Annotated in this window: 27 protein-coding genes; 17 read left to right on the plus strand and 10 right to left on the minus strand. The window is 59.5% G+C overall.

Annotated features, from left to right (window positions below):
• Positions 1 to 148: 148 nt before the first annotated feature.
• The gene (locus AC1DON_RS12530; protein WP_476935134.1) at positions 149 to 1,291 is read left to right on the plus strand and encodes a lactonase family protein; all 1,143 of its coding nucleotides are present in this window, start codon (positions 149 to 151) and stop codon (positions 1,289 to 1,291) included.
• Here AC1DON_RS12530 and AC1DON_RS12535 read toward each other — a convergent pair.
• From AC1DON_RS12535 to ykgO, 6 genes are all read right to left on the minus strand, one after another.
• Positions 1,288 to 3,639: a GH36-type glycosyl hydrolase domain-containing protein gene (locus AC1DON_RS12535; protein WP_476935135.1), complete on the minus strand. Its 2,352-nt coding sequence runs from the start codon at positions 3,637 to 3,639 to the stop codon at positions 1,288 to 1,290. The genes AC1DON_RS12530 and AC1DON_RS12535 overlap by 4 nt on opposite strands.
• Positions 3,639 to 5,018 carry an MFS transporter gene (locus AC1DON_RS12540; RefSeq protein ID WP_476935136.1) on the minus strand — a complete coding sequence of 460 codons (1,380 nt, stop codon included), beginning with the start codon at positions 5,016 to 5,018 and terminating at the stop codon, positions 3,639 to 3,641. The genes AC1DON_RS12535 and AC1DON_RS12540 overlap by 1 nt, the downstream gene beginning before the upstream one ends.
• 105 nt (positions 5,019 to 5,123) lie before the next feature.
• Complete coding sequence (locus AC1DON_RS12545; protein WP_476935137.1) at positions 5,124 to 5,618, minus strand: hypothetical protein; 495 nt, start codon at positions 5,616 to 5,618, stop codon at positions 5,124 to 5,126.
• An 11-nt stretch (positions 5,619 to 5,629) separates the two neighbouring features.
• Complete coding sequence (gapR, locus tag AC1DON_RS12550) at positions 5,630 to 5,902, minus strand: nucleoid-associated protein GapR (protein ID WP_476935138.1); 273 nt, start codon at positions 5,900 to 5,902, stop codon at positions 5,630 to 5,632.
• Between the two features lie 109 nt (positions 5,903 to 6,011).
• Complete coding sequence (locus tag AC1DON_RS12555; RefSeq protein WP_476935139.1) at positions 6,012 to 6,620, minus strand: HAD family hydrolase; 609 nt, start codon at positions 6,618 to 6,620, stop codon at positions 6,012 to 6,014.
• 114 nt (positions 6,621 to 6,734) lie between these two features.
• Positions 6,735 to 6,860 carry a type B 50S ribosomal protein L36 gene (gene ykgO / locus AC1DON_RS12560; RefSeq protein WP_476935140.1) on the minus strand — a complete coding sequence of 42 codons (126 nt, stop codon included), beginning with the start codon at positions 6,858 to 6,860 and terminating at the stop codon, positions 6,735 to 6,737.
• A 248-nt stretch (positions 6,861 to 7,108) separates the two neighbouring features.
• Between ykgO and AC1DON_RS12565 the strand changes: the two genes are divergently transcribed.
• The 10 genes from AC1DON_RS12565 (at position 7,109) to AC1DON_RS12610 (ending at position 14,792) form a co-directional block, all read left to right on the plus strand.
• Positions 7,109 to 8,461 (plus strand): lytic murein transglycosylase, encoded by a 1,353-nt coding sequence (locus AC1DON_RS12565; protein WP_476935141.1) that lies wholly within the window; start codon positions 7,109 to 7,111, stop codon positions 8,459 to 8,461.
• A gap of 215 nt (positions 8,462 to 8,676) precedes the next feature.
• Entirely contained in the window at positions 8,677 to 9,546 is an 870-nt protein-coding gene (gene motA / locus AC1DON_RS12570; RefSeq protein WP_476935142.1) for a flagellar motor stator protein MotA, read from the plus strand.
• A 334-nt stretch (positions 9,547 to 9,880) separates the two neighbouring features.
• On the plus strand, positions 9,881 to 10,105 hold the full coding sequence (locus tag AC1DON_RS12575) for a hypothetical protein (protein ID WP_476935143.1): 225 nt from the start codon (positions 9,881 to 9,883) through the stop codon (positions 10,103 to 10,105).
• A gap of 83 nt (positions 10,106 to 10,188) precedes the next feature.
• Complete coding sequence (locus tag AC1DON_RS12580) at positions 10,189 to 10,482, plus strand: hypothetical protein (RefSeq protein WP_476935144.1); 294 nt, start codon at positions 10,189 to 10,191, stop codon at positions 10,480 to 10,482.
• A 136-nt stretch (positions 10,483 to 10,618) separates the two neighbouring features.
• Positions 10,619 to 10,840 (plus strand): hypothetical protein, encoded by a 222-nt coding sequence (locus tag AC1DON_RS12585; RefSeq protein ID WP_476935145.1) that lies wholly within the window; start codon positions 10,619 to 10,621, stop codon positions 10,838 to 10,840.
• 68 nt (positions 10,841 to 10,908) lie between these two features.
• Positions 10,909 to 12,687, plus strand: coding sequence for a tRNA (5-methylaminomethyl-2-thiouridine)(34)-methyltransferase MnmC2 (mnmC2, locus tag AC1DON_RS12590; RefSeq protein ID WP_476935146.1), 1,779 nt, complete (start codon positions 10,909 to 10,911; stop codon positions 12,685 to 12,687).
• Between the two features lie 57 nt (positions 12,688 to 12,744).
• Positions 12,745 to 13,212 carry a DUF6491 family protein gene (locus tag AC1DON_RS12595; protein WP_476935147.1) on the plus strand — a complete coding sequence of 156 codons (468 nt, stop codon included), beginning with the start codon at positions 12,745 to 12,747 and terminating at the stop codon, positions 13,210 to 13,212.
• Between the two features lie 17 nt (positions 13,213 to 13,229).
• Positions 13,230 to 13,697 (plus strand): DUF6491 family protein, encoded by a 468-nt coding sequence (locus AC1DON_RS12600; RefSeq protein ID WP_476935148.1) that lies wholly within the window; start codon positions 13,230 to 13,232, stop codon positions 13,695 to 13,697.
• A 182-nt stretch (positions 13,698 to 13,879) separates the two neighbouring features.
• Positions 13,880 to 14,320, plus strand: coding sequence for a hypothetical protein (locus tag AC1DON_RS12605; RefSeq protein WP_476935149.1), 441 nt, complete (start codon positions 13,880 to 13,882; stop codon positions 14,318 to 14,320).
• Between the two features lie 58 nt (positions 14,321 to 14,378).
• Positions 14,379 to 14,792, plus strand: coding sequence for a hypothetical protein (locus AC1DON_RS12610; protein WP_476935150.1), 414 nt, complete (start codon positions 14,379 to 14,381; stop codon positions 14,790 to 14,792).
• 53 nt (positions 14,793 to 14,845) lie between these two features.
• Here the strand turns inward: AC1DON_RS12610 and lepA are convergent, their stop codons facing one another.
• A complete protein-coding gene (lepA, locus tag AC1DON_RS12615; RefSeq protein ID WP_476935151.1) occupies positions 14,846 to 16,651 on the minus strand; it encodes a translation elongation factor 4 in 1,806 nt (601 codons plus the stop codon).
• A 105-nt stretch (positions 16,652 to 16,756) separates the two neighbouring features.
• Here lepA and AC1DON_RS12620 point away from each other — a divergent pair, with 105 nt between their 5' ends.
• Positions 16,757 to 17,719 carry a DUF2971 domain-containing protein gene (locus tag AC1DON_RS12620; RefSeq protein WP_476935152.1) on the plus strand — a complete coding sequence of 321 codons (963 nt, stop codon included), beginning with the start codon at positions 16,757 to 16,759 and terminating at the stop codon, positions 17,717 to 17,719.
• Between the two features lie 81 nt (positions 17,720 to 17,800).
• Positions 17,801 to 20,296 carry a glycoside hydrolase family 9 protein gene (locus tag AC1DON_RS12625; RefSeq protein ID WP_476935153.1) on the plus strand — a complete coding sequence of 832 codons (2,496 nt, stop codon included), beginning with the start codon at positions 17,801 to 17,803 and terminating at the stop codon, positions 20,294 to 20,296.
• Positions 20,297 to 20,298: 2 nt separating this feature from the next.
• Here the strand turns inward: AC1DON_RS12625 and AC1DON_RS12630 are convergent, their stop codons facing one another.
• On the minus strand, positions 20,299 to 20,847 hold the full coding sequence (locus tag AC1DON_RS12630) for a fasciclin domain-containing protein (protein ID WP_476935154.1): 549 nt from the start codon (positions 20,845 to 20,847) through the stop codon (positions 20,299 to 20,301).
• A 103-nt stretch (positions 20,848 to 20,950) separates the two neighbouring features.
• Positions 20,951 to 22,186 carry an SGNH/GDSL hydrolase family protein gene (locus AC1DON_RS12635; RefSeq protein ID WP_476935155.1) on the minus strand — a complete coding sequence of 412 codons (1,236 nt, stop codon included), beginning with the start codon at positions 22,184 to 22,186 and terminating at the stop codon, positions 20,951 to 20,953.
• A 437-nt stretch (positions 22,187 to 22,623) separates the two neighbouring features.
• Here AC1DON_RS12635 and AC1DON_RS12640 point away from each other — a divergent pair, with 437 nt between their 5' ends.
• From AC1DON_RS12640 to AC1DON_RS12650, 3 genes are all read left to right on the plus strand, one after another.
• A complete protein-coding gene (locus AC1DON_RS12640; RefSeq protein WP_476935156.1) occupies positions 22,624 to 24,255 on the plus strand; it encodes a M28 family metallopeptidase in 1,632 nt (543 codons plus the stop codon).
• Between the two features lie 88 nt (positions 24,256 to 24,343).
• Positions 24,344 to 25,132 carry a MerR family transcriptional regulator gene (locus tag AC1DON_RS12645; protein WP_476935157.1) on the plus strand — a complete coding sequence of 263 codons (789 nt, stop codon included), beginning with the start codon at positions 24,344 to 24,346 and terminating at the stop codon, positions 25,130 to 25,132.
• A 3-nt stretch (positions 25,133 to 25,135) separates the two neighbouring features.
• On the plus strand, positions 25,136 to 25,480 hold the full coding sequence (locus tag AC1DON_RS12650) for an MmcQ/YjbR family DNA-binding protein (protein ID WP_476935158.1): 345 nt from the start codon (positions 25,136 to 25,138) through the stop codon (positions 25,478 to 25,480).
• Here AC1DON_RS12650 and AC1DON_RS12655 read toward each other — a convergent pair.
• Entirely contained in the window at positions 25,477 to 25,827 is a 351-nt protein-coding gene (locus AC1DON_RS12655) for a hypothetical protein (RefSeq protein WP_476935159.1), read from the minus strand. The two genes, AC1DON_RS12650 and AC1DON_RS12655, sit on opposite strands and share 4 nt — an antisense overlap.
• 194 nt (positions 25,828 to 26,021) lie before the next feature.
• Here AC1DON_RS12655 and AC1DON_RS12660 point away from each other — a divergent pair, with 194 nt between their 5' ends.
• Positions 26,022 to 26,651 carry a DUF1134 domain-containing protein gene (locus AC1DON_RS12660; RefSeq protein WP_476935160.1) on the plus strand — a complete coding sequence of 210 codons (630 nt, stop codon included), beginning with the start codon at positions 26,022 to 26,024 and terminating at the stop codon, positions 26,649 to 26,651.
• Positions 26,652 to 26,653 lie beyond the last annotated feature (2 nt).

The raw sequence follows: 26,653 nt of genomic DNA on the forward strand, positions 1-26,653 counted from the left end.
CGTTGTTAATATGAATGTTGTAACGCGAATTAGTGGGCCGACATTAAGACGCCATTGGCAACAGCCATACACAAAAGAATAAAGGACTGGCCAGTCTCGCAGGGATTGGCTAGTTTACCATCTGCATTGAAATGCAAGAGGGATTTTCATGTCTAAGAACTCGTCGCGCGGAGTTGACCGCCGTCTCTTTCTCGCGGGTTCAGTCGCTGCAGCATTTGCGCCAAGCCTGGCCAATGCCGCGATTGGAGACCTGGTATATTACGTAGGCACCTATGCTTCGGAAGGTGGCGCTGGCGTCACCACGCTGTCCTATTCGGCCGCCTACGACAAATGGACTGAAGGCAAGAAGCCGGACCCGACCGTGCCGAACGCCTCCTACGGGGTCTACAGCCCGAAGCTGAAGCGTCATTATGTTGTCAATGAACAGCAGAATGGCCTGATTGGCGTCTATCAGGTGGCCACGAATGGCTCCAAGTGGACCAAGAAGGGCGAAGTCTCCAGCCAGGGCAGCTCGCCCTGTTATATCTCGCTGGATGCCACCGAGTCGTATCTGGCAGTCGCCAACTACGGTTCAGGCAATATCGCTGTCTACAAGCTGGATGCGAAGACCGGCCTGCCGCTCGAACCCGCGATCGTCAAGCAGAATTCGGGTTCCGGCCCGAATGCCGACCGCCAGCAGGGGCCGCACGCCCACTGGGTCAAGTTCTCCGTCGATCAGAAGTACATCTACAGCGTCGACCTGGGCACTGATGAGGTCATTGGCTACAGCTTCGACGCAGCTTCGGGCGCCGTCGGCGACAAGTTTGTCGCTTACAAGTGCGAACCTGGCTTCGGTCCGCGTCATCTGAGCCTGCATCCGTCGGGGCAGGTGGCGCACATCCTGGGTGAGCTGGAAAACGCCCTGATTACCCTGCGTCCCAAGGGCGACGGCACGTTCGAGGACGTGCAGTACATCAAGACCCTGCCGGCCGACTTTACTGGCACCAGCTTCGCCGGTCACATCGCCATGAACGACCTGGGTAATATCCTGTACGTCTCCAACCGTGGCCATAACTCGATCGCGGTCTTTGGCCTCGATACGACGGGCCGCCTGGCGCTGCTGCAGATCATCCCGACCGGTGGCGACTGGCCGCGCTACTTCTACATCATTCCAGGTTTTGACCGCCTGATCGTCACCCACCAGAAGAGTAACGACGTGACGGTCATGGCGCAGTACACCAATGGCACCCTGCGCGCCCACAATGCCAAGTTCACTGTGACGGCGCCGGTCTTCCTGGGGCCTGTCGCCTAAGGAATTTTTACGGAAATTTCGTAAACAGATCCGCTACTTATGCCCCTGACGACATTGTCGTTCAGGGGCTTTTCATTGCAGATCACCCGGGTCGAATCAATCGTTGAGTCGCGTTGAATGTGGACGCGGAACTCCGCGCCGCGGAACCAGCGCGTGGCCCTGGCTTCGCTCCAGTCCGATGGCAGTTGCGGTTGGATAGCAAGGCCGTCACGGCAGCCCTTGAGGCCCAGCAGGCCCTCGATCAGGCTGCGGTAGATCCACGACGCCGTGCCGGTATTGAACAGGTGCGACGAGCGCCCGGAGGCGTCCGGGAACTGCCTGTGGGCGCCACGGTAGTAGTTGGGCAGGAAGATCGGCAACTGGCCACGGCGCAGCAGATCTTCTTCGTCAGGCCCGGTCAGCATGCGGCGGAGCAGCGCAAACGCCTTGTCAGCCTGGCCAATCTCGTAGAGGCTATGGATATAGAAGGCGGCGGCGTGGTTATAGACCGAGCCGTTTTCGGCCACGCCGGGAAATTTCTGCGTCAGACGGCCGACATCCTCGCGCATATGGGTGTAGGCCGGACCGATCATTTCAACGCCGTAGGGCGTCTCAAGCTGTTCCTCGACGGCTCTTAGCATCAAAGAGGCCTTTGCGGCGTCGGCGGCGCCCGACATAAGGGCCCAGCTTTGCGCATTGAGATAGATGCGGCCCTCGACGTCCTTTTTGATGCCAAACACGACGTCGTCGTCGGTGATGCCGCGCCCGTACCAGTCGCCATCCCAGAGGTGGGTGTTGACAGCGTCGTTGAAGCGGGCAGAGGCTGTCGCGAACGCCGAACCGTCGTGGCCGTCCGCCCTCAGTATGCCCGCCCACAGGCGCAGCGAATAGGCGGTCGCCATGCTCAGCCAACCCGAAACGCCGCGGCCTTTCCAGCCGACCATGTTCATCGGGTCATTCCAGTCGCCCTGTTCGATGAAGTTCAGATTGCGGTGGTCGACAGATTTGATCAACCATTGATTTGCCTTCGAAACGCGCTCTCGGACACTAAGCGTTTCGTTGGTGTGCGTATTTAAAACCGGCACATCGAGGAGGGAGTAATCGTCGGTCTCCGACAGGTAGGATTCGAGGAAAATGGCCAGCCAGACGGCGTGATCCGTATGCGGAACCTGGTTGATATATTTCAGTTCGGCGCCTTCATACAGCGTAATGCCATCGGGCATGGCGCCGCTCTCCTCCTGTTGTGACAAGGCTTTGAGCAGGACGGCGCGAGCCGTTTGCGGCTGAACGTAAACGCTGCCCATGGCGTCCTGGAGGAAGTTACGCGTCTGCGGATCAGTGCTAAGGCGGTTGGTGTCGCCGTGATAATAGACCTGGCGCGGCATCCATGAATTGACGAAGGACGTAAGGTGCGGATCTTTGAAATCAACATTGATTGATCCGCGTCCGCGCGCCATGTATTGGGCATAGTCCTGGCGCGCCTGCTTGAACCCTTTGGCCGACAAAAATCGCGATTTGAGGCGTGAAATTTCCGCTTCGTCGAAAGCCGGACCAAAGAGGAAGTGATGCGTCGTCGTCTCACCGGGGGCGAGATCGTGGTCGAACTGCATGGCGCAGATCGGGTTCTCGTAGCGCGCCACGCCACCGGCCAGACGCGCGCCTTGCAGGCCGTCCGGATTGTGCAGGCCGCCTTCACCTTCGAAGCGCGTCTGGCGCGTTTCAAAGGCCACGGGCGTCTGTTCGCTGAGCAGGAAGACCTTGTCCTTCAGGTCCTTGTTCTTGAAGTAGTCGGCGACCTTCTGGTAGGGCGTCACGCAATCGCCGACAATGCCGCCCAGGCCGGCGTGGAAGTCGGCCGACTGGTTCATCCAGCTCATCAGGCCAAGCGGGAAGGCAGGATACAGGCTGATGTTCTGCGGCGTGTCGCTGGCATTGCGCAGACGCACTTCCCACAACTCGCAGGCCTCATCGACCGGCAGGGTGAGGATAAGCTCTATCCACAGATTATCCTGCTGAATTTGCCAGGAAATATCTGTAGGTGTCAGGCGGAATTCAAACTTATCAACAGGCTTACGCACAGGCTCGTAAGGCGCTGAAAAGATACCGTTATTGTTACGGTTCTTGATGTAAAAAAAACGACCCGGGTGATGCGCGTAAGTGCCCTGTTCCGGCAGCATGAAATGCTTGGCTTCCATGATCTGGGCGCGGGCGTATTTGGCCGGCTCGGGCTGCATGAACTGGGCGGTCGCAAAGCCGCGCGCCGTCATGTGGATCATCATGCGCGGGTTCCACAGGAAGCCGGCGGCAAGGGGAAGGGCTGTCGCGCTGTGCAGGCGGCAGGTGGTCGAGTCAAAATCTATAAGGGGCATCAGGAGTCTTTTTGGGCTTTGCGGGAGGTCAGTTCGGCCTGCACTTCGGCGAGGCGTTTGTCGTTGAGGTCGTAGGCGGCCATAATGACGGCCGACAGCAGGGCCAGGGCGCCGGGGACGACGCTCATCAGCAGCAATATGCCTTCCTGAGAGGCGCCACCCTGGGCCTGATTGGCGACATAGCCGAGGCTGGCGAGCGTCCAGCCGATGACGGCTGAGGCCAGCGCCCCACCCAGCTTTTGGGCGAAGATGGCTGCCGAGAAGGTCATGGCGGTGGCGCGGCGGTTCGTCTTGTATTCGGTATAGTCGGCCGTGTCGGCGTACATCGAGAAGGTGAGGGGGGATTTCGGCCCCAGGCACAGGCCGATCACGACCTGCATGGCGTAGGCCAGCCACAGCTGATCCTTGGGAATGAAGTAAAAGCCGATCGAGAAGACGCCGACCAGGACCATCAGGATCATCAGCAGCGACTTCTTGTCGACAAAGCGCGTGACAAATGGGGTGAGCAGGGCGCCGGTAGCGAGCGCAACACCATAGATGGTCAGGAACTCCTTCACCTTTTCAGGCTCACCGATATAGTACTTCATGTAGTAGGGGGCGGCGCCCATCCGCGTTGAAATCGTCACCATGATGACGAGCGACAGGACGAACAGCACCATCCACGGGCGGTTCTGCGACAGGTCGGCGATGTCGCGCCACGGGCTGACCTTCTGTTCCTGCACAGGCAGGACGCGTTCCCGCGTCGTCGCAAAGACGTTGAAGAAGAACAGGCAAGCCAGGATGCCGTACAGCGCCATGGTCAACTGCCAGCCGACGGTATCATTGCCCGCACCGAACTGCGTCGCGAACCACTTGACCAGAAGCGGCGTACAATAGGTGACGAAGGTGCTGCCGGCGAAGGCGAAGACGAAGCGGAAGCTGTTGATCTGGGTACGCGACTGCGGATCGTTGGTCAGCACGCCAGACAGGGCGCCATAGGGTATACTGACGACCGAATAGACAGCCATCATCAGCGCGAAGGTGACGTAGGCGTAGATCAGCTTGGCGGCGGAATCGAGATCGGGCGTCGTGAAGGTCAGGACGGCTGAGGCTGCCATCGGGATGGCTGCCCACAGAAGCCAGGGACGATAGCGGCCCCACTTGGTCTTGGTTCGGTCGGAAATGGCGCCCATCAGGGGATCGACGAAGGCATCGAGCAGTTTTGTCGTCAGCAGCATGGTGCCGGCGACACGTGGATCGAGGCCGAAACTGTCGGTGTAAAATATCAGCAGGAACGCCGATATCGTCGTCCAGTACAGGTTAAAACCGAAGTCGCCTGCGCCGTAGCTTAAGCGTTCAAACAGTTTCGGCTTATTCGCCGCGCTTCCATCCTTGCTCATCGTCCCAACCATTTTTCTATTATTTTGCCAAGGCTAGCACGGGTAGCGACGTTTTGGAAAGCGCTGTCATATATTGGAAGCGCTCCCATAAAATTGGAAGCGGTCTTATTTTTCCTCGTCGCCACCTTCATCCGGCTTCGCGTCTCGCGCCTTCTTGCGGATTTCCCGTAGTTTGACGCCCTGGCGAACGGACAGTGTACCGTTCATCGCGCCTTTGTCGGGATCGGCGAAGGCGCGGCCATAGGTGCGGACGCGGTCCGAAACGCTGTCAAGAAATTCCCCCTCCCATTCGGACAGGGTAATGCCTTTCTCGGCGGCTTCCTTGCGAGCGCGCTGGAGCAATTTCAATGTTGATTTTTGTAGCGCCTGCTGCTGGGCTTTCCGTTGCTCGGCGGGGGAAGGCGGGGGAGGTGGCGCCTTGGCAACCGGTTTGGCCTTGAAGCCCTGGCTGATCTTCATCGGCGCCTTGGCTTGCAGCGGCTTCGATCGCGACATCCCTTTCGATGGCGTCTTGGATTTAAAAGCCATAGGCAGTGATCCGGATACGAAAAAGCCTGCTTTCCATCCTTTAAGGATGGAAAGCAGGCTTGAAACTGTCAAGCAGGCTTTGATCAGCCTTCGATGGCCGACATATAGAGTTCGATCAGCGCCTCTTCTTCGGACAGCTTGGCCTTGTCCTGCTTGCGAATGCGGACGACCTTGCGCAGGATCTTGACGTCGAAACCTTCGCCCTTGGCTTCGGAATAAACTTCCTTTAAGTCTTCGCTGACCGCAGCCTTGTCTTCTTCAAGACGTTCAATACGTTCGATAAACGACTTGAGACGGCCTTGGGCCGCGCCGGCGATGACATCGTCGGATTGGAAAGAGGGGGCGTCATCGGCCATGGCGGGCTATCCTGAGAGGAGAAAAAATGCACTTGGGTTTAACCATAGCCAAGTGATTCGCTCCCCTCAACTCACGAGCAACGAAAATGTCGTGATTGCCTGTGGATGATTATAGAATGCCTGCGGAAACAAGGGCCGGGCGCAGGGTTTCCGGCCGGTCGAACAGGTGGGTGGCAAAGCCCATGGCCCTAGCGGCGTCGATATTAGCGCGGTTGTCGTCGGTAAAGAAGACGGCCTCCGCCGGCAAACCCATGCGCTTCAGAGCAATGTCATAAATACGCGGGTCAGGCTTCACGATCTTTTCGACGCCGGAAATGATGACGTCGCGCATATGATGGAAGACCGGGATTTTCGAGAACACCATCTCCGCCTTTTCTTGCGGCATGTTGGTCAGGGCATATTGTGGGACGCCCTGGGCTGCCAGTTCCGCGACGATTGCCATGGTCTCGGGAATCGGCTCGCCCAGCATCTCGTCGAAACGGGTGTCGAAGGCGTGAATTTCGTCGGCGAACTCAGGAAAGTCCGCCAGAGGCCGGATACGGTTGTCGGCGAAGGTAACGCCGGCATCGTGGCGGTCATGCCAGCTCATCGGCACGACGTTCGTCAGAAAATACTGGCGGCGTTCGGCGTCGATAATGATCTTGCGGAACAGGTTTTCCGGCTGCCAGGTGATCATGACATTGCCGATATCGAACAGGACGGCTTTGACTTCTGGCATGACTGGCTCCGACATTCAGACACGAAAAAACGCTTAAAGCGCGGTCGCTTTAAGCGTTATTCGATGACAGGATCAAGACGCCAAAAACGTTTCTGGACGTCTATCAAACCTGAATTAGCCCTGCTTCGCCTTGAAGCGCGGGTCCGTCTTGTTGATCACATAGACGATGCCCTTGCGGCGCACGATCTTGCAGTCGCGGTGGCGGGTTTTCAGCGACTTGAGCGAGCTACGGACTTTCATTGGTTTTCACCTGGTCTTTTATTAGGCGTTGAACGTTTGCGGCGTGCGCGCATCGCTAACCATCCGGTTGCGCTGTCGCCCGCCAATAGAGGCGCGGTATCTATGGGAGGGCGCGTCCCTTGTCAACGGATTTTGCCTTACCCGTGCCAGATTTCTCGCGATCATTAAGCTTTCACGGTTGGAACTTACATGGATGTCGGCTTAAGATGAACGTCAAGCCGGTTCGATAATGCCGGGAGGAGAATGAGATGCGGTTTCGCGCCCTGAGCCTGTTTGCTGTCCTGACCGCCTGCGCCAGCACCGGCCCGCAAACGCCTGCGCCGTCGACCGCGCCCACCGCCAGCACGCCGGTACCGCAACAGCACCCTGATACCAGCGCACCGACGACCAATGCGCCCGCCGCCACGCCGGCTGTGCCCGCGGTCAATCCGGTACCGATTACGGCCTATGCCGACTTCGACGGCTGGAAGCAGGACTTTATCAAGAAGGCCTCCATGCGTGGCTTTGACGCCGGCTTTGTTACTGCGGCGCTTGACGGCGTACAGCCGCTGCAGAGCGTCAAGGCGGCCGACAATCAGCAGCCCGAGTTTTCCAAGCCGGCGTCGAGCTATATGCGCCAGGCGGTGTCGCCGGCGCGGGCGGCATCGGCGCGCACACGAATCGACGCCAACACGAACGTCCCGGCCATCGTGGCGCAGTATGGCGTGCCAAAGTGCCTGCTGGGCGGCATCTGGTCGATGGAAAGCGATCTCGGTCGCGTTCAGGGCAGTACGGACGTGCTTGCCGCGCTTGCGACCCTTGCCTTTGATGGCCGCCGCCGCGTCTGGGCCGAGGACCAGTTGATCGCCGCCCTGACCATATTGCGCGACCATAAGATTCCGCGCGAACGTCTTAAGGGGTCGTGGGCCGGCGCCATGGGCCAGACCCAGTTCATGCCCGACAGCTATCTGCGCCTGGGGGCCGATGGTGATGGCGATGGCGTCGTTGATATCTGGGCGTCTGATTCGGATGCCCTGGCCTCAAGCGCCAACCTGCTGGCCAAGGCCGGATGGAAGGCCGGGCAGGAATGGGCGGTCGAAGTCATCCTGCCGCCGGGTTTTGACTATTACCTGTCCGAGACGGAGAAGAATAAAAAGCCGGCGGACTGGCAGGCCCTGGGTGTCAAGCGCGCCGACGGGGGCTATTTCCGCCCGGAGGAACTGAACGAAAACGGCATCATCCTCCTGCCGTCGGGCGCCAATGGTCCGGCCTTCATGGCGCTGCCGAACCACTACGTCATCCGCAAGTACAATAACTCGACCTCGTACGCCCTGGCGGTCGGCCTGATCGCCGACGGTATCTGCGGCAAGGAGTCCACGGTCACGCCCTGGCCGGTCGAGGCGCCGCTCAGCCTCGATCAGCGAATCAAGACGCAGGAAGCGCTGAAGGCTGCGGGCTTCAATCCCGGTGCGGTCGATGGCGTCATCGGTGCGGGCACGCGCCAGGCGATTCGCGAATGGCAAAAGGCGAACAGCGAGCCGGCAGACGGCTATCTCAGCTTTGATCTGGCCAATCGTTTCGTTGTCATGCAGGGCGGGACTCCTGCGGTGCGTCCGAGCTAGAGGTCTTAGCGGCAAAAGCTCACAACATAACAGCGACCGGGCGTCGGCGACGTTTCGGCGCCCTCGCGGAGGCACGAGCAAAGCGAGTTAGCCGTGAGCGATATATACACCGCCATCTTGTTAAAAAAGTGGATTAACCTGCGCGCGCGGGAAACCGCCTCTTAATGATTAACGCCCATAGTGCGCCGGAATAATAGGCTTGGGTGTGTGTCTGAATGTTCCAGATCATTGGTATCGTCGTTCTGTTTGCCATGGTGTTCGGCAGCTATCTGTTGTCGGGCGGCAGCATGGCGCCCATTCTGCACTCCCTGCCGTTCGAACTGATGGGTATCGGCGGCGCGGCTGCCGGGGCGGCCTTGATCGCCAATGACCTCACGACCCTGAAGGGCATGGGCTCTGGCATGGGCAAGGTCTTCGGCGGCGCCAAATGGAAGGCGTCTGATTACCGTGACCTGCTGTCGCTTTTGTTCCTGCTGACCAAGACCATGAAGTCCAAGGGCGTCATTGCCCTGGAAAGCCATATCGAAAAGCCACACGATTCGACGATCTTCACGCGTTTTCCGAAGATCATGAAAGATCACTTCGCTATCGACTTCATCTGCGACACCCTGCGGATGATGACCATGAACCTCGAAGACCCGCACCAGGTCGAAGACGCCATGGAAAAGCAGCTCGAAAAGCATCACCACGAAGCCCTGCATCCCGCCCATGCCATGCAGAGCCTGGCCGACGCCTTCCCGGCGCTGGGCATCGTCGTTGCCGTTATGGGCGTCGTCAAAACCATGGGCTCGATCACTGAACCGCCGGAAATCCTGGGCGGCATGATCGGCGGCGCGCTCGTCGGTACCTTCCTGGGCGTTCTTCTGGCCTACGGGCTGGCCGGGCCGTTCGCGACGCGCATGTCAGGTGTGCTCGAAGAAGAAGGCGCGTTTTACAAGATCATCCAGTCCGTCCTGGTTGCTCACCTGCATGGCAATGCTGCCCAGATCTCCGTTGAAATCGGCCGCGGCAGCATCCCATCCGTCTCGCAGCCGTCCTTCGCTGAAATGGAAGAGGCGCTGAACAATATTCCGGCCGAGGGCTGATCCAGCTGAGCGGGTACAGGCTTTGTTAACCGCTTGCTGCAAATATCGTCTTTGCAAGAAGCCCGTCCGTCCGCGAATTTGCGTGATCAAGACTGCGGCGTTTCGCACATGCGGTGTAGTTTGCGGCAATTTTCCCCGCATAGGCCGCTAGTCGCGCAGGTTTTGCGCGCATTTTCACCTTATTTGACGAAATATCTCCTGATTGTAGCAATCGGTGATCACATAAATGTGAAATAGCCTCTTGCGAGACTCATCTGTTTTGAGTATGAGTCTTCATGTGGGCCGGGTTTACAGCTCCTTGCCCTCTAACGTTAGAAACAAAGGATCTGGATCCATGACCTCCAAAATCGTTCGCTCGGCCCTGATCGCCGCCGCCGCCGTCGCCGCTCTGTCGGTTGCCGCTTGCCAGCCGAAGGCCGCTGAAGAAGCCGCCACGTCGGAAGCCGCTCCTGCTGAAGCCGCTCCGGTCGACGCTTCGGCTTCGGAAGCTGCCCCGGCTGCTGACGCTTCGGCTTCGCCGGCCGCTGCTGAAGCTGCTGCTCCGGCTGCTGCTCACTAATCATTCGCCCAAACGGGCATTGATTTGACGAAGGGCTGCGCGATCATCGCGCAGCCCTTTTGTTTGTGCTAAATGCCGAGCTTATGAAAACCATCCGAATCGCCGCCACTGTCCTGGCCTGCCTGCTGGCCGCCACCGCCTGTTCAAAGGAGGAGGCGCACGACGAGCCTGTCGCCGAAGAGGCGCACGGCGATCTGCCGGCCGTCGATACCACGGCTAGTCAGGACGCCGAGGCGGCAATCGCTGCCGCCATGGCGGCATCGCCGACAGCGCTTGAAGCACCGGCCGGCGCGTCGTCCGCGGCAGCATCACCGGCTGTGGCGGCATCGCCTGCGGCCGCGCCTGCACCCGCTGAAAACCATGCGCCGGCGCACTAAAAAACCTTGTGTAATTTTGTGCACACAAAGGCCGACATCAAGGACTTTGTGAAAGCGCCGGTTTGGGGTATGAGTCTTCGCCGTGGCCATGCGTCACGCTTTGCTTACCTAACGTTAGAAACAAGGGATCTGGATCATGACCTCCAAAATCGTTCGCTCGGCCCTGATCGCCGCCGCCGCCGTTGCCGCTCTGTCGGTCGCCGCCTGCCAGCCGAAGCCTGCTGCTGAAGAAGCTGCGGCTTCGGAAGCTGCTCCGACCGAAATGGCTCCGGTTGACGCTTCGGCTTCGGAAGCCGCTCCGGCTGCCGACACCTCGGCTTCGCCGGCTGCTGCCGAAGCTCCGGCCGCTGCTCACTAATCATTCGCCCGAATGGGCAATGGTTTGACGAAGGGCTGCGCGATTTGTCGCGCAGCCCTTTTGTTATAATGACCCAGGATCCACAGCTCTATTTCGCCGAAGACGGCACGCCGCGTTCGGCGCGTTTCGGCGATATCTACTATTCGCCGCAGGACGGCCTGAGTGAGTCGCGGGCGGTCTTTCTTGACGGATGCGGACTGCCGGACGCCTGGAGCGCGGGCGGACAGTTCAGCGTGCTCGAACTGGGTTTCGGCACGGGGCTGAATATTGCCGCTGTCATGCAGCTCTGGCTGGCTCGCCGGCCGGCACATGGCCATCTCCATATATTCTCGATCGAGGGCTTCCTGATGACCGCCGATGCGGCCGGGGCGGCTCTGGCCAACTGGCCGGAACTGGATGCCTTCCGCGAGGCCTTGCTGGCCCAGTGGCCGAAGGCGCGCCACGGCTTTCATCATATGGACTTCCCGCAGTGGGGCGTCAGCGTTACGATCGCGCTGATGGATGTGCGTGAGGCACTTAACGCCTGGGGCGGGGCGGCCGACGCCATATTCCTCGACGGCTTTTCACCGGCGCTCAATCCCGACATGTGGTCGGAAGATGTCTTCCACCTGATCGCCGCCCATGCCTTGCCGGGTGCACGTCTGGGGACCTTTACCGTAGCGGGTTTTGTCCGGCGTGGGTTGCAAGCCGCCGGCTTTGCTGTCGCTAAGCGGCCGGGGTTCGGCCGTAAGCGTGAACGGCTGGAAGCGATCTTTGCAGGGGAGGTCAGACCGCAGACATCAGCAAAACGCATCGCTGTGATCGGCGCTGGGATAGCCGGCGCCAGCGTGGCCTGGCAGGCGGCGCGGCTGGGGATTAGGGCCGACGTGTTTGACGCGGCAGGCATCGGCGCAGGAGCGTCGGGCAACCCCGCTGCACTCGTCACGCCCAGGCTGGATGCGGGCGACACGATTATCGCCGGCCTGTTCGCCGACGCCTATGCCTATGCGACCGGGCTTTACGGTCGCGAATGGCCAAGGAGCATTATCGCGACATCCGTTTGTCATTGCGAAAGCCAGCCACGCGATGCCACGCGCTTCGACCGACTGGCCGATCAGCCGGTTTTCGCCGAAGGGGCGCTGACGCGTTTCGTCAAAGGCGATGTGCAGGACGTCCCCGAGGCCGCCGGGCTGATGATGCGCGATGCATTGACGGTCAATCCGGCCGTCATCCTGACGGGCATGCTGTCAGGCACGAAGGTGATCGCCGATGCTGTCAGCGAAGTATCGCTGCAGGGCAACGGCGTGTCCGTGCGAACGGCGTCGGGCGCGCAAAACGCCTATGATGCGGTCGTCATCGCCTGCGGCGACGGCGTCTTCGATCTCGGCAGCCTGGCGGCTGACTACGCCTTGCGTCCGGTGCGCGGGCAGATCGAAGCTGTGTCCAGCGAGGTCCGGCCCGTCCGGGGGATCAGTTGGGGCGGCTATCTGGCGCCATCGCCGGATGGCCTTGTCTTTGGCGCCACCCACGACCGTGACGATCGCGGGGCCACGCCGCGTGAGGCCGACCGCGCGCGCAATCTGGAAGCGCTGCGGACCTGTCTGCCACAGGTCGCGGACGCCATGGAAGGCCAGGCGATGGTTTCGCGGGCTTCGATCCGGGTGACGACACGGGATCACCTGCCGATGGTGGGCCAGATTGATGAGGGCATCCATGCTCTGACGGGGCTGGGGGCGCGCGGATTCTGTCTGGCGCCTCTGCTGGCGCGCGATATCGTGGCGCGCATCGCGGGCGCTCCGTCGTGCCTGTTGGTTGCGGCCGGGCGACGTCTGGCGTCCGGCCGACTGCGGCGCGCCTATACTGACTAATCGTTCATCCGCCGTTCAGCTTGGTGGGCGTAGCCATGATAGCGGAGAGACATCACCATGAAACTATCAGCACTCCTGGCTTCCGGTCTCATCGTCGCCGCGGGTCTTGGCGGCATTGGCATGGCATGGGCGGCGTCGAACCGCCCGGACAGCAATGTTGATCCAGGGCGTGATCGCAATGCCTGTTTTGATCCCGACTTTATCCGGGGCTTCCAGACGCCCGGTAACGGCAAGGTCGTCATCCTAGCTAATAATAACGAAGCCTACGAGCTGACTGTGCCGGCCTGTATCGGCCTTGAAGACAGCATGTTTATCGGTCTGAAGACCCGTCACGGCGGTGACATCTGCGGTCCCTTCGACGCCGATGTCGTGTACGAAAACTTCGGGCGCCGTGACGTCTGCAGTGTGTCGAACGTTCGCCATCTCCAGGGCGAAGAGGCCGCGGAATATATCCGCAAACCTATCCGGGAAAACAAGAAGAAGGAGGCGGGGGCCGCGCCTGCGTCGTCTTCCAAGAACTGGTAACAAGGAGAGGTCCCAAAATGCCTTTGCAGCATCTCATCAAGAAGGCCGCCGTCGTGGCGGCCAGCGTCATTACCGGCGGTGTGATCATTACCGCCGCGTCCGTCGCCGTCACCGCTAATGCCCAGGACAACCAAGCCAATAACTGGGGCGGTGTAGAGCAGAGCCAGGTCACCGAAAACAAGCGTACACCGCCGAAATGCCTGGACGTCCGCAATGCCGGCGGATTCCATGTTGTCGACGAAAAAACGCTGCTGGTCCGTGACGGCTTCGGTAACGGTTACCTGCTCGACATAGGTGGCCCATGCCGCAGCATGACCGATATGTCGAACTTCGGCTTCGAACTCTATGGGTCGAGCGACATCTGCCGCGCCCACGACGCGAAGATTCTGTACTCGCACTCGGGTGAAGCGCCGGTCAAATGCCTGATCAACGGCATCAAACCTATCAGCGGCGACGAGGCTGATGCGCTGCTGGAAAAAGATTAAAGTGTCGCCGGCGTTTTTCCCGAAACGCCGGTAAGGTTTATTTTGTCGCGATATTGGCCGGAACCACTGACACTTTCAGGCCATATCGCTAAGCTTTTGTTTTGTCGCGATATCTAGCTGAAAACCCCGGAAATGTTTCTTGGCATTTCGGCATATCGCTCTTGCCTGTCAGGAGGCTTAAAATGGGGAAACCAAATGCAAAGACGGTCGTGCGCGGCCGAGTCATTGCTGTTGGACTGGCGTGCGCTGCCGCTGGTTTGATTGTTGCGGCCTGCAGCACGGTGCCAGGCGATAGCGCCGATGCCGCGCGGCCGTCGCCGAAACGCTGTTTGTCGGCGCCACTCGATACGACGCGCGTCCTTGACGGCAAGACGCTTTACGTCGAAGACCGGAGCGGGACGGCAGCGCTAATCCACATGAACGCTTCGTGCCTGGGCACTGGCTTCGACCCGGTCGGCTTTACATATCGCGGCTCGACCCAAATTTGCCATCCGGCCGACGCCGACATCAAGGGACAGATCAATACGGTCGCCATACCCTGTTTCGTCAAGTCGATCGAGATGCTCGACAAGGAGAGGTCGCAGGAGTATCGTCATGGTAGTAGCAAGAAAAAGACTTGGTAGCGTAAAACCTTAAGCAAAGGGGGATTCGCCTATCCTCCTGCAATCCGGAGAGACCAAGATGCGAATCGCTAAGCAATACTTTGTGGCCGCGGGCGCGGTCATGCTCGGAAGCGCCTCCCTGCTCGCCCTCGTCATGACAAGCCAGGTACAGGCGGAATCGGTGACAAGGGTTTCTAATGACCGCTGCGTTTCAGCGCCGCTGTCGCGTGTGCATGTGGTCAATGACAGCACCCTGCTCGTGGTTGATCAATCAGGCAGCGCAGCCGAGCTTAAACTGTCGGGTACGTGTCTGAAAGACCGCTCCGCAAGCATTGCCGTCGAATATGCGGGCGGAGCCTCGCGTATTTGTCACGCAAACGATGCGACCATTCGTGTGCACCTCGGCAATGTCGATCTGAATTGCAATATTGCGTCGGTCAAGTCTGTGTCGCTGGATGATGCCCGCAAGAGCGGAAGCAGCAATAACTGGTAAAATAAAAGGCCCGGAGAATGCTCCGGGCCTTTTTATTTTCAGTGTTTGACGGATCAGTCGTTGTCCATCTTGAGGGCAGCGATAAAGGCTTCCTGCGGAATTTCGACCTTGCCGAACTGCCGCATGCGCTTCTTGCCTTCCTTCTGCTTTTCCAGCAGCTTCTTCTTCCGCGTGGCGTCGCCGCCATAGCACTTGGCCGTCACGTCCTTGCGCAGTGCCCGGACGGTTTCGCGCGCGATGATCCGCCCGCCGATGGCCGCCTGGATCGGAATGACGAACATGTGCTGAGGGATCAGGTCCTTCATCTTTTCGCACATGCCACGGCCGCGCGCTTCGGCCCGGTCGCGGTGGACCAGCATCGACAGCGCATCGACGGGTTCGGCATTGACCAGGATCGACATCTTGACCAGGTCGCCCTGGCGGTAATCCTCGATCGTGTAGTCGAAGCTGGCATAGCCCTTAGACACCGACTTCAGGCGATCATAGAAGTCGAAGACGACTTCGTTGAGCGGCAGGTTGTAGACGACCATGGCACGGTTGCCGACATAGGACAGGTCGACCTGCGCACCGCGTCGGTCCTGGCAGAGCTTGATGATGGCGCCGAGATAGTCGTCCGGGCAGAAGATCGTCGCCTTGATCCACGGCTCCTCGATATGCTCGATATAGACCGGATCGGGCATGTCGGCAGGGTTATGCAGCTCGACCACTTCGCCCTTGTTGAGGTGGATCTTGTACACAACGCTTGGCGCCGTGGCGATCAGGTCGAGATTGAACTCGCGCGACAGGCGCTCCTGAATGATTTCCAGGTGCAGCAGGCCCAGGAAGCCACAGCGGAAGCCGAAGCCCAGAGCCGCCGAGGTTTCCATCTCGTATGAGAAGCTGGCATCGTTGAGGCGCAGGCGGCTCATAGCGGCGCGCAGGTCTTCGAAATCGGCGGCGTCGACCGGGAAGATACCGCAGAAGACGACCGGCTGAACTTCCTTGAAGCCCGTCATGGCGGCGGCCGTGGGCTTGCGCTCGTCGGTGATGGTGTCACCAACGGCGGCGTCGCCGACTTCCTTGATCTGGGCGGTGAAGAAGCCGATCTCGCCGGGCCCAAGCGCCTGGACATCGGTCGCCTTGGGCTGGAAGACGCCGAGCTTGTCGATCTTGTAGCTTGCGCCGGCATTCATCAGCTTGACCTGCTGGCCGGGCTTCATCACGCCGTCGAAGATGCGGACCAGAACGACGACGCCCAGATAGGGGTCGTACCAGGCGTCGACCAGCAGCGCCTTCAGCGGCGCGGTGATGTCGCCCTTGGGAGCGGGCAGGCGGGCGACGACGGCTTCCAGCACGTCTTCGATGCCGATGCCCGACTTGGCTGAAGCCAGCACGGCGTCCGAGGCATCGATGCCGATGACGTCCTCGATCTGGGCGCGCACGCGGTCGGGTTCGGCCGCCGGCAGGTCGATCTTGTTGAGGACCGGGACGATCTCGTGATTGTTGTCGATGGCCTGGTAGACATTGGCCAGGGTCTGGGCTTCGACGCCCTGCGAGGCGTCCACGACCAGGATCGAGCCTTCGCAGGCAGCCAGCGACCGCGACACTTCGTAGGCGAAATCGACGTGGCCCGGTGTGTCCATCAGGTTCAGGATATAGGTCTTGCCGTCCTTGGCCTTGTAGTTGAGGCGAACGGTCTGGGCCTTGATGGTGATACCGCGCTCGCGCTCGATATCCATATTGTCGAGGACCTGCTCCTTCATCTCGCGCGCGGTCAGCCCGCCAGTGAACTGGATCAGCCGGTCGGACAGCGTGGATTTGCCGTGGTCGATGTGGGCGACGATGGAGAAGTTACGAATAAGGGACAGGTCAGTGCTCATGCGCCGGGCGATAGCATGAACGGGGAGGTGAAGGAAGGGGCAGCTATTTGTTTCGAAATGGCGGAATCAAAATAAGAAATGAATGGTCGCTAGGGAGAGCTAAGAATGAATATGACGCCAGAGCAATTAAAGTTGGCAACAATTTTTATGCCCTATGAGCTTGGTCGCCTTACCAGCTTCCTAGGACGAAATGGCAAATTAGTGCACTATACCAGCGCCGAAGTGGCGGTCCGTATAATTCAGAACAAGCAAATGTGGATGCGTAATGCATACACAATGAATGATTTTTCTGAGATAAATTATGGAATAGATTGCGTAAAAAGCCTGCTGGGAGATTCCGAGGCGAGCAATAAATTCAGGGAAATTGTTGATACCGCAGGTGAAGGCACCTTCAATGAACTAATGAAGCGCTTCAGCAGTTGGTTACCACACTTTCAGTCTGACACCTATATAACTTGTCTTTCAGAACATCTTCCGGAAGAAGATGAACATGGCCGTCTTTCAATGTGGCGAGCTTATGGTGCGAGGAATGGCGTAGCGATAATTATAAATACAGAGCCGTTGCAGGCGGATACTGATCTTCTAAAGGCATATTCGTCTCCAGTGAGCTATATATATCCCGCAGATTTTGTTGCGAGGTTTTCTAAAATTCTCGCAGATCTTGCGCTGGAAATCGATATTCTAAATGCCATGAGTCAAGAGGACATTATCGGGCAGTTTTTTTCGGTACTAAAAAACACGGTGCTTTGTACAAAGCATCCTGGCTTTCAAGAAGAACGCGAGTGGCGAATTATCTATTCCCCAACAGTAGACAAATCACCTGCTATATTTGAGGAAATTGAGATTGTCGGCTCTGTTCCGCAGATCGTGAACAAGATACCACTGAAAGATGAACCAGAAAGTGGATTGTTCGGTGCAGATATTCCTAATCTTATACATCGAATAATTATTGGGCCCTCGGAGGATCAGTTCACCATACTCCATGCTCTTTCAAGGGTTCTAGAAGCTGAAAAAATACCTAACCCGATGCAAGTCATTCAGGTTTCAGGCATCCCATTGCGAACCTAGAGGTCCATTAAATTCCTTCTGGTCAGACCAATAACGCCGTGGTAGCGCTATCATATAAAATCTGATCAGGGAGATTGTGTGATGCGTATGAAGACCCTCACCGGGGTGCTGCTGGCCTGTGGCTTTGCCACAAGCGTCCACGCGGAACCCTTGAAAATCAACGACAAGGGCTATTTTGAAACGCGCGGCGTCAATGTGCTGAATTTCAGCAATTGGTACGACGGGCTGTTCAGCGACGGCAAGATTTCCGGCGTCGAGCTGGTCCACCACGGCATTCGCACCGCCACCAATGGCGATGTCCGCATGAGCCCAACACCGGGCCAATGGGACTTGATCGGCCTGATGGTTGATCGCAAGATCGATGCGGCCAATGGGGTGATCGAAACGACGCTGAAATATGCCGAGTTCGACTTCACCTACAAGGTCCGCACCGAAGCCAAAGGCGACGGCGTGACCGTTAGTGTGATCCTCGACAAGCCGCTGCCCGAAGCGCTGGCCGGTCGTGCTGGGTTCAATCTCGAATTCATCCCCGCCGCGTACTTCCACAAAAGCTATCTGGCCGACGGCAAGGCCGGTGGATTCCCGCTCTATCCGTCGTCGCCGATGAAGCTGGAACCCGAGCAGAAGTTCGCGCCGCAGACCGGGCCGCAGACCACGCCGCTGCCGCTCGCGACCGCCAAAACCATTACGCTCGCCCCCGAAGACGCGACCCGCCGCGTCACGGTGACGGCGTCTGACGGCGAGATCAGCCTCTATGATGGCCGCAACCAGGCGCAGAACGGCTGGTTCGTGCTGCGTTCGAACCTGCCAGCCGGCAAAACGGGTACCGTCGTGCAGTGGCAATTGACGGCCAACAGCGTCTCCGACTGGGTGCGCCCGGCCATGATCGCCCATTCGCAGCTCGGTTACGCGCCGGCGCAAAAGAAGGTGGCGGTCGTCGAGCTTGATCCCAACGACACACCCGCGGCCTCGGCAAAACTGCTGGAAGTGCTGGCCGACGGCACGACGCGCGAAGCTTTCAGCGGCGTGGCCAAACCTTGGGGCAAGTATCTGCGCTACGACTACCTGACGTTTGATTTCTCGAGCGTCAGCAAGCCCGGCCTTTATCAGCTTGAGTACAACGGTCAGAAGACGGCGACCTTCCGCATTGCCGCCGATGTCTATGCCGACGCCTGGCACCCGACCAGCGACGTCTATATGGCCGTCAATATGGACCATATGTACGTCCAGGAAGCCTATCGCGTCTGGCACGGCGACAGCCACAAGGACGACGCGCTGCAGGCGCCGCTGAACCACGAGCACCTCGACCTCTACGGTTCCGCAGGCACGACAGACACCAGGTTCAAGCCGTTCGAGCACATTCCGGGGCTGAATGTCGGCGGCTGGTACGACGCCGGCGACTTCGATATCCGCACCCAGAGCCAGTATGGCGTGGTGCAGGACCTGGTCGATGTCTGGGACCGCTACAAGCCGCTGCGCGACGTCACCGCGATCGATCAGACGCGTCGCCACGTCGAGATACACGTGCCGGACGGCAAGGCCGATATCGTCCAGCAGGTCGAACACGGCGCGCTGTACCTCGTGTCGCAATACACAGCTGTCGGCCACGCCATCAACGGTGTCGTCGAGCCCGACCTGACGCAGTATCCGCACCTCGGTGACGGCGTCACCAAGACCGACGGGCTGATCTACGATCCCAGCCTGGGGCCGGATGAGATCAAGGACGGACGATCCGGCCGCAAGGACGATCGTTGGGCCTTCACCAACCGCTCATCGTCACTGGAATACGGTACCATTGCGGCCCTCGCCGGCGCCTCGCGCGTGCTGAAGGGCCATAATGACAAGCTGGCGGCGGAGTCGCTTGCCATCGCAAAACGCGTCTGGGCCGAGGAACACGGCCGTCCGCCCTTTACCTTCAAGCACGGCAATGTCACGGGCGGCGACCTTCTTACCGAAGAGCTGTCGGCGGCGGTCGAATTGCTTATCACAACCAAAGACCCGCAATATGCCGCACGTATCGAGGCCATGTGGCCGGAGGTCGAAAAGGTGTTCGGCAATAATGTCCAATGGATTGCTCGCGGCATCCCGTACATGCCGAAAGCTTTCAAAACGAAAGTGAGGGTGGCGGTGGTTGCCTACAAGGCCGAGGCCGATATAGAAGCGACGAAGAACCCGTTTGGTGTGCCAATCACTGAAGGCGGATGGGCCGGCAATGGCGCCGTCATGCGTTATGCGCTTAATGCCGCCGTGCTGAGTGAGCTTTTCCCGGATGTCATCGGCACCGACGCACTCTATCGCGGGCTCGACTACCTGCACGGCACGCATCCGGGGCACAACCTGTCCTTCGTGTCGGGTGTCGGTGCACAGTCCAAGGAAGTTGCCTATGGCAACAACCGGGCGGATTTCAGCTTTATCGCTGGCGGCATTGTGCCGGGTGTGCTGGTTATCAAGCCGGATCTGCCGGAAAACCGCGAGGACTGGCCCTTCTTCTGGGGCCAGAATGAGTACGTCATCCCGATGGGGCCGACCTATATGCAGCTGACGCAAGCGGCCAATAAGCTGGCAAACAGCAAGTAAGCTTACTTTGCGGCCAGCGATCCGGCGGGGCTGAACACCTTGTCGATCTTATAGACCATGCCATTGCCGCGACGTTGAGGGCCTGCCTTCAGCGTCGCGGCATTGCCGTTCTGGTCAGTCAGGGTGACAACGTTTTTCACCTGCGTCGCGGTCAGGACGCAGCCTCCGGTGGTGATGACGGGATAGCTGCCTCCGTTCTGCTTGATCATGCCGGACAGGACCTTTGGCGTCAGTTCCGACGGAATGACATGGCAGGCAGCGACGTGCGAGGCTTCGACCTTCGTCGCAGCGAACGCCTTGTCATCTGGCGCGAAGACAGTCACTGGCCCTGGGCCCGCCAATGTTGGATAGAGCCCGGCGGCCTTGGCTGCACCGTCAAAGGCCCGGCGCGACTGGTCGGCTGCCAGGGTATCGGCGACGGTGCCCTTGGGCGACCAGAACCGGGTTGAGACGGCAACGCCGGCATCCTTGGCATTGGCCTGGGGCTCAGAAGCGCATCCGGTCAGGGCCAGGGCGATAACAGGCAGAACAAGACGAGGCAGTTTTGACATCTGATCTCTCCGCACACATTTCAGTCAACGGAGCATAGAAAAGGCAGTCTCGCTTTGAGATGCGAAACTGCCTGCCGATTGTCAGAAATCGATGTTCTAAACGCTATTTCCTGAACAGTTTCAGGTCGATATATTCGCCCATCGCCTTGTAGCCGGCAATTGACGGGTGCAGGTGGTCGCCGGAATCGAATTCGGCCTTCATGACGCTGGGGTTAGCCGGATCGCGCGTCAGGGCGTCGAAATCGATGACGCCGTCGAAATGGCCTGGCGTCCTGATCCAGGCATTAAGCGCCTGGCGGTCGGCTTCATTGGCTGCGTCCGGGTGATAGTAGCCATTGCCGCCATAGGGAAGGATGGTGGCGCCGTAGACTGTGATACCGTGGGCATGGGCACGATCGATGATCTGGCGATAGCTGGCGATCAGGCGGTTGACCAGGGCGGTGTGTTCCTCAGGCGTAATCGGCGCCTCGCGCGTCGAGGTGCCGAGATCGTTCACCCCTTCGAGCAGGATCAGGTATTTGACGCCCGGTTGCGCCAGAACGTCGCGTTCGAGGCGCGCCATGGCATTGGGGCCATTGCCATCGAGCAGCAGGCGGTTGCCGCCGATACCCTGATTGAGCACGGCCAGCGGGATCTTTGCTTCATTGAGCCGGCGTATGAGCGTGTCGGGCCAGCGCGCATTGGTATTGGGCTGGACGCCATAGCCGTCGGTGATCGAGTCCCCAAAGGTTACGATCGCGCCCCTGGTCTTGCCCTCGACCTCGACGCCCGCCACGTAATACCAGCGGGTGATTTTCTGAGCGTCAGCCAGGTCGGTCTCGGCGACGCGGTTACCCTTGGCGAGATAAGAGTGGGCGCGAGCACCAGGGTGACTGGTCTGGCGCTCTGGTGGTTCGGCCTGCCAGGTCGATACGGTCAGGTCTGTCATGCCGTCGACGGCCAGGTCGATCGGATCGGAGACATAGTCAGCACCGGCAGGAAGCGTCACCGAGGCCTGACCGGCAAAGGTCACAACACGGCGCGTCTCGGGCTGGATACGGGCGCTGTCATTGGCGGCCGATTTCGCGACCTCGACGGCGCCGAGGCGCAGCGGCGTGGTGCCGAAGGCATTGGACAGGCGGATGCGGATGCGGTTGCCGGGCGCCGTGACGCGGATAACCTGGCGCAGGGTGGCGTCGGTCAGGTCGGCGGCGGGCAGGGTGCTTTTTTCGTCCGGCACCAACTGAGACGAGGCCCAGGCGGCTGTCCAGGTTTGTTTGGGTTTGGCCAGGACGGGCGCGGCGGTGGTGGCAGTCAAGGCCAGGGCGATACACCCGGCACGCAGGAATTGGCTGAACATCGATCCTCCCGGCGCCTTATGGTAGCGCTATCTTGAAGGGAGGGTAGGCCGATGCCGCAGGATTTGCAAGTTACGGACAGACAAAAAAGGACCCCGGACGCTATGGGCTAGATGCATCCGGGGCGAAGTCAACCGATGAGCTTTGGAGCCATTGGTCAGAAGCCGCCAGATGAGAGGGCGAAGCGGCTACTGTAATTGTGATATAGTAAGTGTATTTGACGTTTCAAGATATTGAGATGTAAAAACTTTTGACTTAGTTTAACCACGATTTGGAAAAAATTTTGCGCAAATGTGACATGATTTCGTCGAAATATATGCTATAAATTGCTTATGTACATAAATGTACATTTGGGTATTGAATCGATACGCTGCAAGCGGTGACTTGACACAAAGGCGCACCGCTCTAGTCTCCGCTGATACTTTTCCCGGAGTCGTCCATGTTTAAGCGCCTTGCCCTGACCTCTGTTGCCGTCCTTGCGATCGCATCGTCCGCCGTGGCCGCGCCGCCGCAATTGAGCGCCGCGCGGATTTCGAAAGACGTGAAGATCTTGTCGGACGACTCTTTTGAGGGGCGGGGCATAGCGACGCCCGCAGAGGCCAAGGTCATCGACTTCGTCTCGAAAGGCTTCAAGGCGGCTGGCCTGGAACCCGGAGGCGAGAACGGCGGCTGGACCCAGGCGGTCGCCTTGCGCAAGTTCACGCTGAGCGATCCAAGTCTCAATTTCAACACGGCGTCGGGAGCTATCCCGCTCAAGCAGGGTGAGGACATCGTCGCTTCGACGCGCGGCGTGCTCGGTGATGTCAGCTTCGACAAGGCGCAACTGGTTTTTGCCGGCTACGGCGTCGAAGCGCCCGAACGCGGCTGGAACGACTTCAAGGACATGGACGTCAAGGGCAAGATCCTGGTGGTGCTGGTCAATGATCCGGATTTTGCCCAGCCGGAACTGAACACTTTCGGCGGTAAGGCCATGACCTATTACGGCCGCTGGACCTACAAGTACGAGCAGGCAGCGCGCAAAGGCGCGGCCGGTGTGCTGATCATCCATGATACGGACGCGGCTTCCTACGGCTGGGATACGGTGCGCAATTCGTGGACCGGCGACCAGTACGACATCGTTCGCCCCGACCCGTCTGTCGCCAGTCCAAAGCTCGAAGGCTGGATGACTGGCGCCACGGCCGACAAGCTGTTCAAGGCGGCAGGGCTCGACCTGGCGGAACTTCGCGTCAAGGCACGGTCGAAGGACTTCCAGCCGGTGGCGATGAATGTGACGCTCAGCGGTGGCTACAAGGTCGCCGCGTCCGAGATCGTGACGTACAATATCGTCGGCCGCCTCAAGGGCACGAAGTATCCCGACGAAACCATCCTCTATACCGGCCACTGGGATCACCTGGGCATCTGCGCGCCCGATGCCAAGGACAAGATCTGCAACGGCGCCGCCGACAATGGCACCGGGGTGGCGACGATCATGGAAATCGCGCGGGCGTTTGGCAAAACCAAGCCGCAGCGCAGCGTGGTCTTCATCGGCTTCACCGCCGAGGAAAGCGGCTTGCTGGGTTCCGAATACTACGCCTCCAATCCCCTCTATCCGCTGTCCAAGACCGTCGCCGGCATCAATATCGATATGCTCAGCACCTTTGGCCGTACGCGCAATATCGACGTCACGGGCGCCGGACAGTCGAATCTCGAAGACCTGCTCAAGGTTTATGCGGCGGAGCAGGGGCGTGTGCTGGAACCCGAAGGCCGGCCGGAAGCCGGCGGCTTCTTCCGCTCGGATCACTTCCCGCTGGTCAAGCGCGGCGTGCCGATGCTGGACGCCAAGGCCGGCGATGACCTTGTCAACGGCGGCACGGAACGCGGTAAGGCGCTGTCAAAGGAATTTAACGAAAAGCGCTATCACCAGCCGGCCGACGAGTGGTCGCCGAACTGGGACACGTCTGGGCTGCTGGAGGACGCGACCCTCTATTACCGCCTCGGCTCGGCGCTGGCCAATTCGCGCCAGTGGCCGCAATGGCGCGCCACATCGGAATTCAAGGCGGTGCGCGATACCAGCGCCGCCGACCGGAAGTGACGCAACAAAACCTGTTGACCCTCACGCGGCGTGAGAGACTATTGCCTTGTCTTGCGCAATATTCCCCTCACGGCGCGGAGATAGACAGGTGACACGCTATACCGTCAAGCAGCTTGCCGATCTGGCCCGGATCTCGGTCCGGACCCTGCATCACTATGACGATATCGGTCTGTTGAAGCCGGCCTATCTCGGGACCAACGGCTACAGATACTACGAACAGCCGCAGCTTTACCGCTTGCAGCAGATACTGATGTACCGCGAATTCGGCCTGCCGCTCGATGAGATCAGCGATCTTATCGACGCAGCCGATTTCGACGTAGCCTCAAGCCTGCGCCAGCATCGGGAACGGTTGATCGAGCGTCTGCAGCACCAACAGACACTGCTCCGGGTCATAGACGATACCCTGGCGCGGCTTGATGGAGATGAGACCATGCAGGACAACAAGCTTTACAACTGGCAGTCGCCGACCAAGCAGGCGGAGTACGAGGCTTGGCTGGCGGAACGTTACGGGCCCCAGGCGCACGACTGGATCGCCAACAGCCGCAAGCGAATGGACGGCTTCAGCGACGCCGACAGACAAGCCACGATGGACCGGCTGAAAGTCATCGAAACGGACCTGGTCGACGCCTTTCAGCGCGGATTGAGTGCCGATAGCGAGACGATTGAACCGCTGCTCGTGGCGCACCGCGCGTGGGTAGCGCACATGTGGAACAGTCCGTGTCCGCCGGGCGCCTATGTCATTCTTGCAGATATGTATGCCGGTCACCCCGACTTCATTGCGCGGTTCGACAGTCTGGCCTCCGGGTTTTGCAATTGGCTGGTGGCGGCAATGAAGGCGCACGCCGAACGCGCGGGTGAGGCGGTAACGGGAGATTGACAAATGACGCTGACTTTCAATGCCTTGAGCCAGATGGCGCTGGAACTGCCGGGCATCGAGGTCGGGACGGCCTTCGGAGCGCCGACCTATAAGGTTGGCAAAAAATCGCTATTCTACTGGAACAGCGACCATGGCTGTCCGGTGTTCAAGGTCGGTTTCGATGAGCGTGATTTTCTTATCGAAGCCGATCCGGAGACCTTCTTCACGACAGACCACCACCGCAACTGGCCCTGCGTGCTGGCGCGGCCGGATCGCGTCGACATCGGCTGGGTGCGCGAGAACCTGAAGCGCGTCTGGCGTGTCCAGGCGCCAAAGCGGCTGCTCAAGGCGCGCGAGGGGCAGATTTAAAATACCGATGTGAAACAAACTCTTCCATCCACCGTGTCCATATAGGGGAGGCCGGTGAACTTCCAAAACACGGTCACAATAAGCGTGTAAGCGAGCAAGAGCAGTTGCGGCGTCAGCCACACAACCTTCCATCGCCCGTAAACCGCCACATAGGTGACCAAGCCCAGGTTTATGACGATGGCGGCAAGTCTAGGCAGGACAACGACGGGTGTGTCAGGCCCGCAACCAAGGCCTACGCCAAATATGTAGTCGCTAAGCGCCATCTGGACGACCAGCGCGCCGTAGGCTGCCAGTATCGCCAACAGAACGGGCAGTGGAGGTCTTGGTGATGACGAGGCTGCAATCATGATGGGGCCTGCGAGAGACGTCTTAGCGAAGAGTTTACCAATAAGGCGGGCCGGCCGCAATTGCAGCCCTATTCGCGCCACATCCCGCGGGCACTTTCGTGTCCTGGGGGAGTGATGGTTTAACGGTTCGTTCAGGTCCTATTAACCTCGAAGCTCCTACAAGCTGTTGAATTCCAGATGTATAGGAGTTGCGCATGGAACGCCGGATCTTTTTGCAAACCAGCCTCGCGGCCGCCGCTGCGTCGTCCATTCCCGGTCTCGCCTTCGCGCAGGATGCGAACCAGACGACGAGCCAGGGTTCGACGCCGGCCCAGCCACAGCAATACCACGACACACCGCACTATAACCGCGACGAAATCCTCCAGGCCGGTTCGGATTTCCTGGGCGTGACGGTCGAGGCACTGGGCGGTGCGGTTGAAAAGGTTTTCGCCGACTATGGCGACCATCCCACGGCCTATGTCGCCGGCGAGGAAGCCTCGGGCGCCATCGGCGTCGGCGTCCGATACGGCAAGGGCAACCTGTTCATGAAGAGCCAGGCCCAGCCGACCCACATCTACTGGCAGGGGCCGTCGATCGGTTTCGACACCGGCGCCAATGCGTCGCGCGTTTTTACGCTGGTCTATAATCTCGATGATCCCAACTTCGTCTACCGCCGCTATCCGGGCGTCGAAGGTTCGGCCTATTTTATCGGCGGCCTTGGCGTGACCTATCAACGCGCCGAAGGGGTCGTGCTGACGCCGATCCGCGCCGGTGTCGGCTTCCGCCTCGGCGCCAGTGTCGGCTATATGAACGTCTCTCGTAAGCGCCGTATCTTGCCGTTATAAGG

This window comes from Asticcacaulis sp. P4_H10 (assembly GCF_056400965.1).

Bases quoted from the DNA above. Each gene is read 5' to 3' on its own strand.
- gapR (WP_476935138.1), bottom strand. From the start codon at position 5,902: ATGGCCGATGACGCCCCCTCTTTCCAATCCGACGATGTCATCGCCGGC.
- AC1DON_RS12640 (WP_476935156.1), top strand. From the start codon at position 22,624: ATGTTTAAGCGCCTTGCCCTGACCTCTGTTGCCGTCCTTGCGATCGCA.
- AC1DON_RS12530 (WP_476935134.1), top strand. From the start codon at position 149: ATGTCTAAGAACTCGTCGCGCGGAGTTGACCGCCGTCTCTTTCTCGCG.
- AC1DON_RS12565 (WP_476935141.1), top strand. From the start codon at position 7,109: ATGCGGTTTCGCGCCCTGAGCCTGTTTGCTGTCCTGACCGCCTGCGCC.
- AC1DON_RS12650 (WP_476935158.1), top strand. From the start codon at position 25,136: ATGACGCTGACTTTCAATGCCTTGAGCCAGATGGCGCTGGAACTGCCG.
- AC1DON_RS12660 (WP_476935160.1), top strand. From the start codon at position 26,022: ATGGAACGCCGGATCTTTTTGCAAACCAGCCTCGCGGCCGCCGCTGCG.
- AC1DON_RS12595 (WP_476935147.1), top strand. From the start codon at position 12,745: ATGAAACTATCAGCACTCCTGGCTTCCGGTCTCATCGTCGCCGCGGGT.
- AC1DON_RS12605 (WP_476935149.1), top strand. From the start codon at position 13,880: ATGGGGAAACCAAATGCAAAGACGGTCGTGCGCGGCCGAGTCATTGCT.
- AC1DON_RS12620 (WP_476935152.1), top strand. From the start codon at position 16,757: ATGAATATGACGCCAGAGCAATTAAAGTTGGCAACAATTTTTATGCCC.
- motA (WP_476935142.1), top strand. From the start codon at position 8,677: ATGTTCCAGATCATTGGTATCGTCGTTCTGTTTGCCATGGTGTTCGGC.
- AC1DON_RS12630 (WP_476935154.1), bottom strand. From the start codon at position 20,847: ATGTCAAAACTGCCTCGTCTTGTTCTGCCTGTTATCGCCCTGGCCCTG.
- ykgO (WP_476935140.1), bottom strand. From the start codon at position 6,860: ATGAAAGTCCGTAGCTCGCTCAAGTCGCTGAAAACCCGCCACCGCGAC.
- AC1DON_RS12600 (WP_476935148.1), top strand. From the start codon at position 13,230: ATGCCTTTGCAGCATCTCATCAAGAAGGCCGCCGTCGTGGCGGCCAGC.
- AC1DON_RS12535 (WP_476935135.1), bottom strand. From the start codon at position 3,639: ATGCCCCTTATAGATTTTGACTCGACCACCTGCCGCCTGCACAGCGCG.
- AC1DON_RS12625 (WP_476935153.1), top strand. From the start codon at position 17,801: ATGCGTATGAAGACCCTCACCGGGGTGCTGCTGGCCTGTGGCTTTGCC.
- mnmC2 (WP_476935146.1), top strand. From the start codon at position 10,909: ATGACCCAGGATCCACAGCTCTATTTCGCCGAAGACGGCACGCCGCGT.
- AC1DON_RS12610 (WP_476935150.1), top strand. From the start codon at position 14,379: ATGCGAATCGCTAAGCAATACTTTGTGGCCGCGGGCGCGGTCATGCTC.
- AC1DON_RS12540 (WP_476935136.1), bottom strand. From the start codon at position 5,018: ATGAGCAAGGATGGAAGCGCGGCGAATAAGCCGAAACTGTTTGAACGC.
- AC1DON_RS12635 (WP_476935155.1), bottom strand. From the start codon at position 22,186: ATGTTCAGCCAATTCCTGCGTGCCGGGTGTATCGCCCTGGCCTTGACT.
- AC1DON_RS12580 (WP_476935144.1), top strand. From the start codon at position 10,189: ATGAAAACCATCCGAATCGCCGCCACTGTCCTGGCCTGCCTGCTGGCC.
- AC1DON_RS12655 (WP_476935159.1), bottom strand. From the start codon at position 25,827: ATGATTGCAGCCTCGTCATCACCAAGACCTCCACTGCCCGTTCTGTTG.
- AC1DON_RS12555 (WP_476935139.1), bottom strand. From the start codon at position 6,620: ATGCCAGAAGTCAAAGCCGTCCTGTTCGATATCGGCAATGTCATGATC.
- AC1DON_RS12575 (WP_476935143.1), top strand. From the start codon at position 9,881: ATGACCTCCAAAATCGTTCGCTCGGCCCTGATCGCCGCCGCCGCCGTC.
- lepA (WP_476935151.1), bottom strand. From the start codon at position 16,651: ATGAGCACTGACCTGTCCCTTATTCGTAACTTCTCCATCGTCGCCCAC.
- AC1DON_RS12585 (WP_476935145.1), top strand. From the start codon at position 10,619: ATGACCTCCAAAATCGTTCGCTCGGCCCTGATCGCCGCCGCCGCCGTT.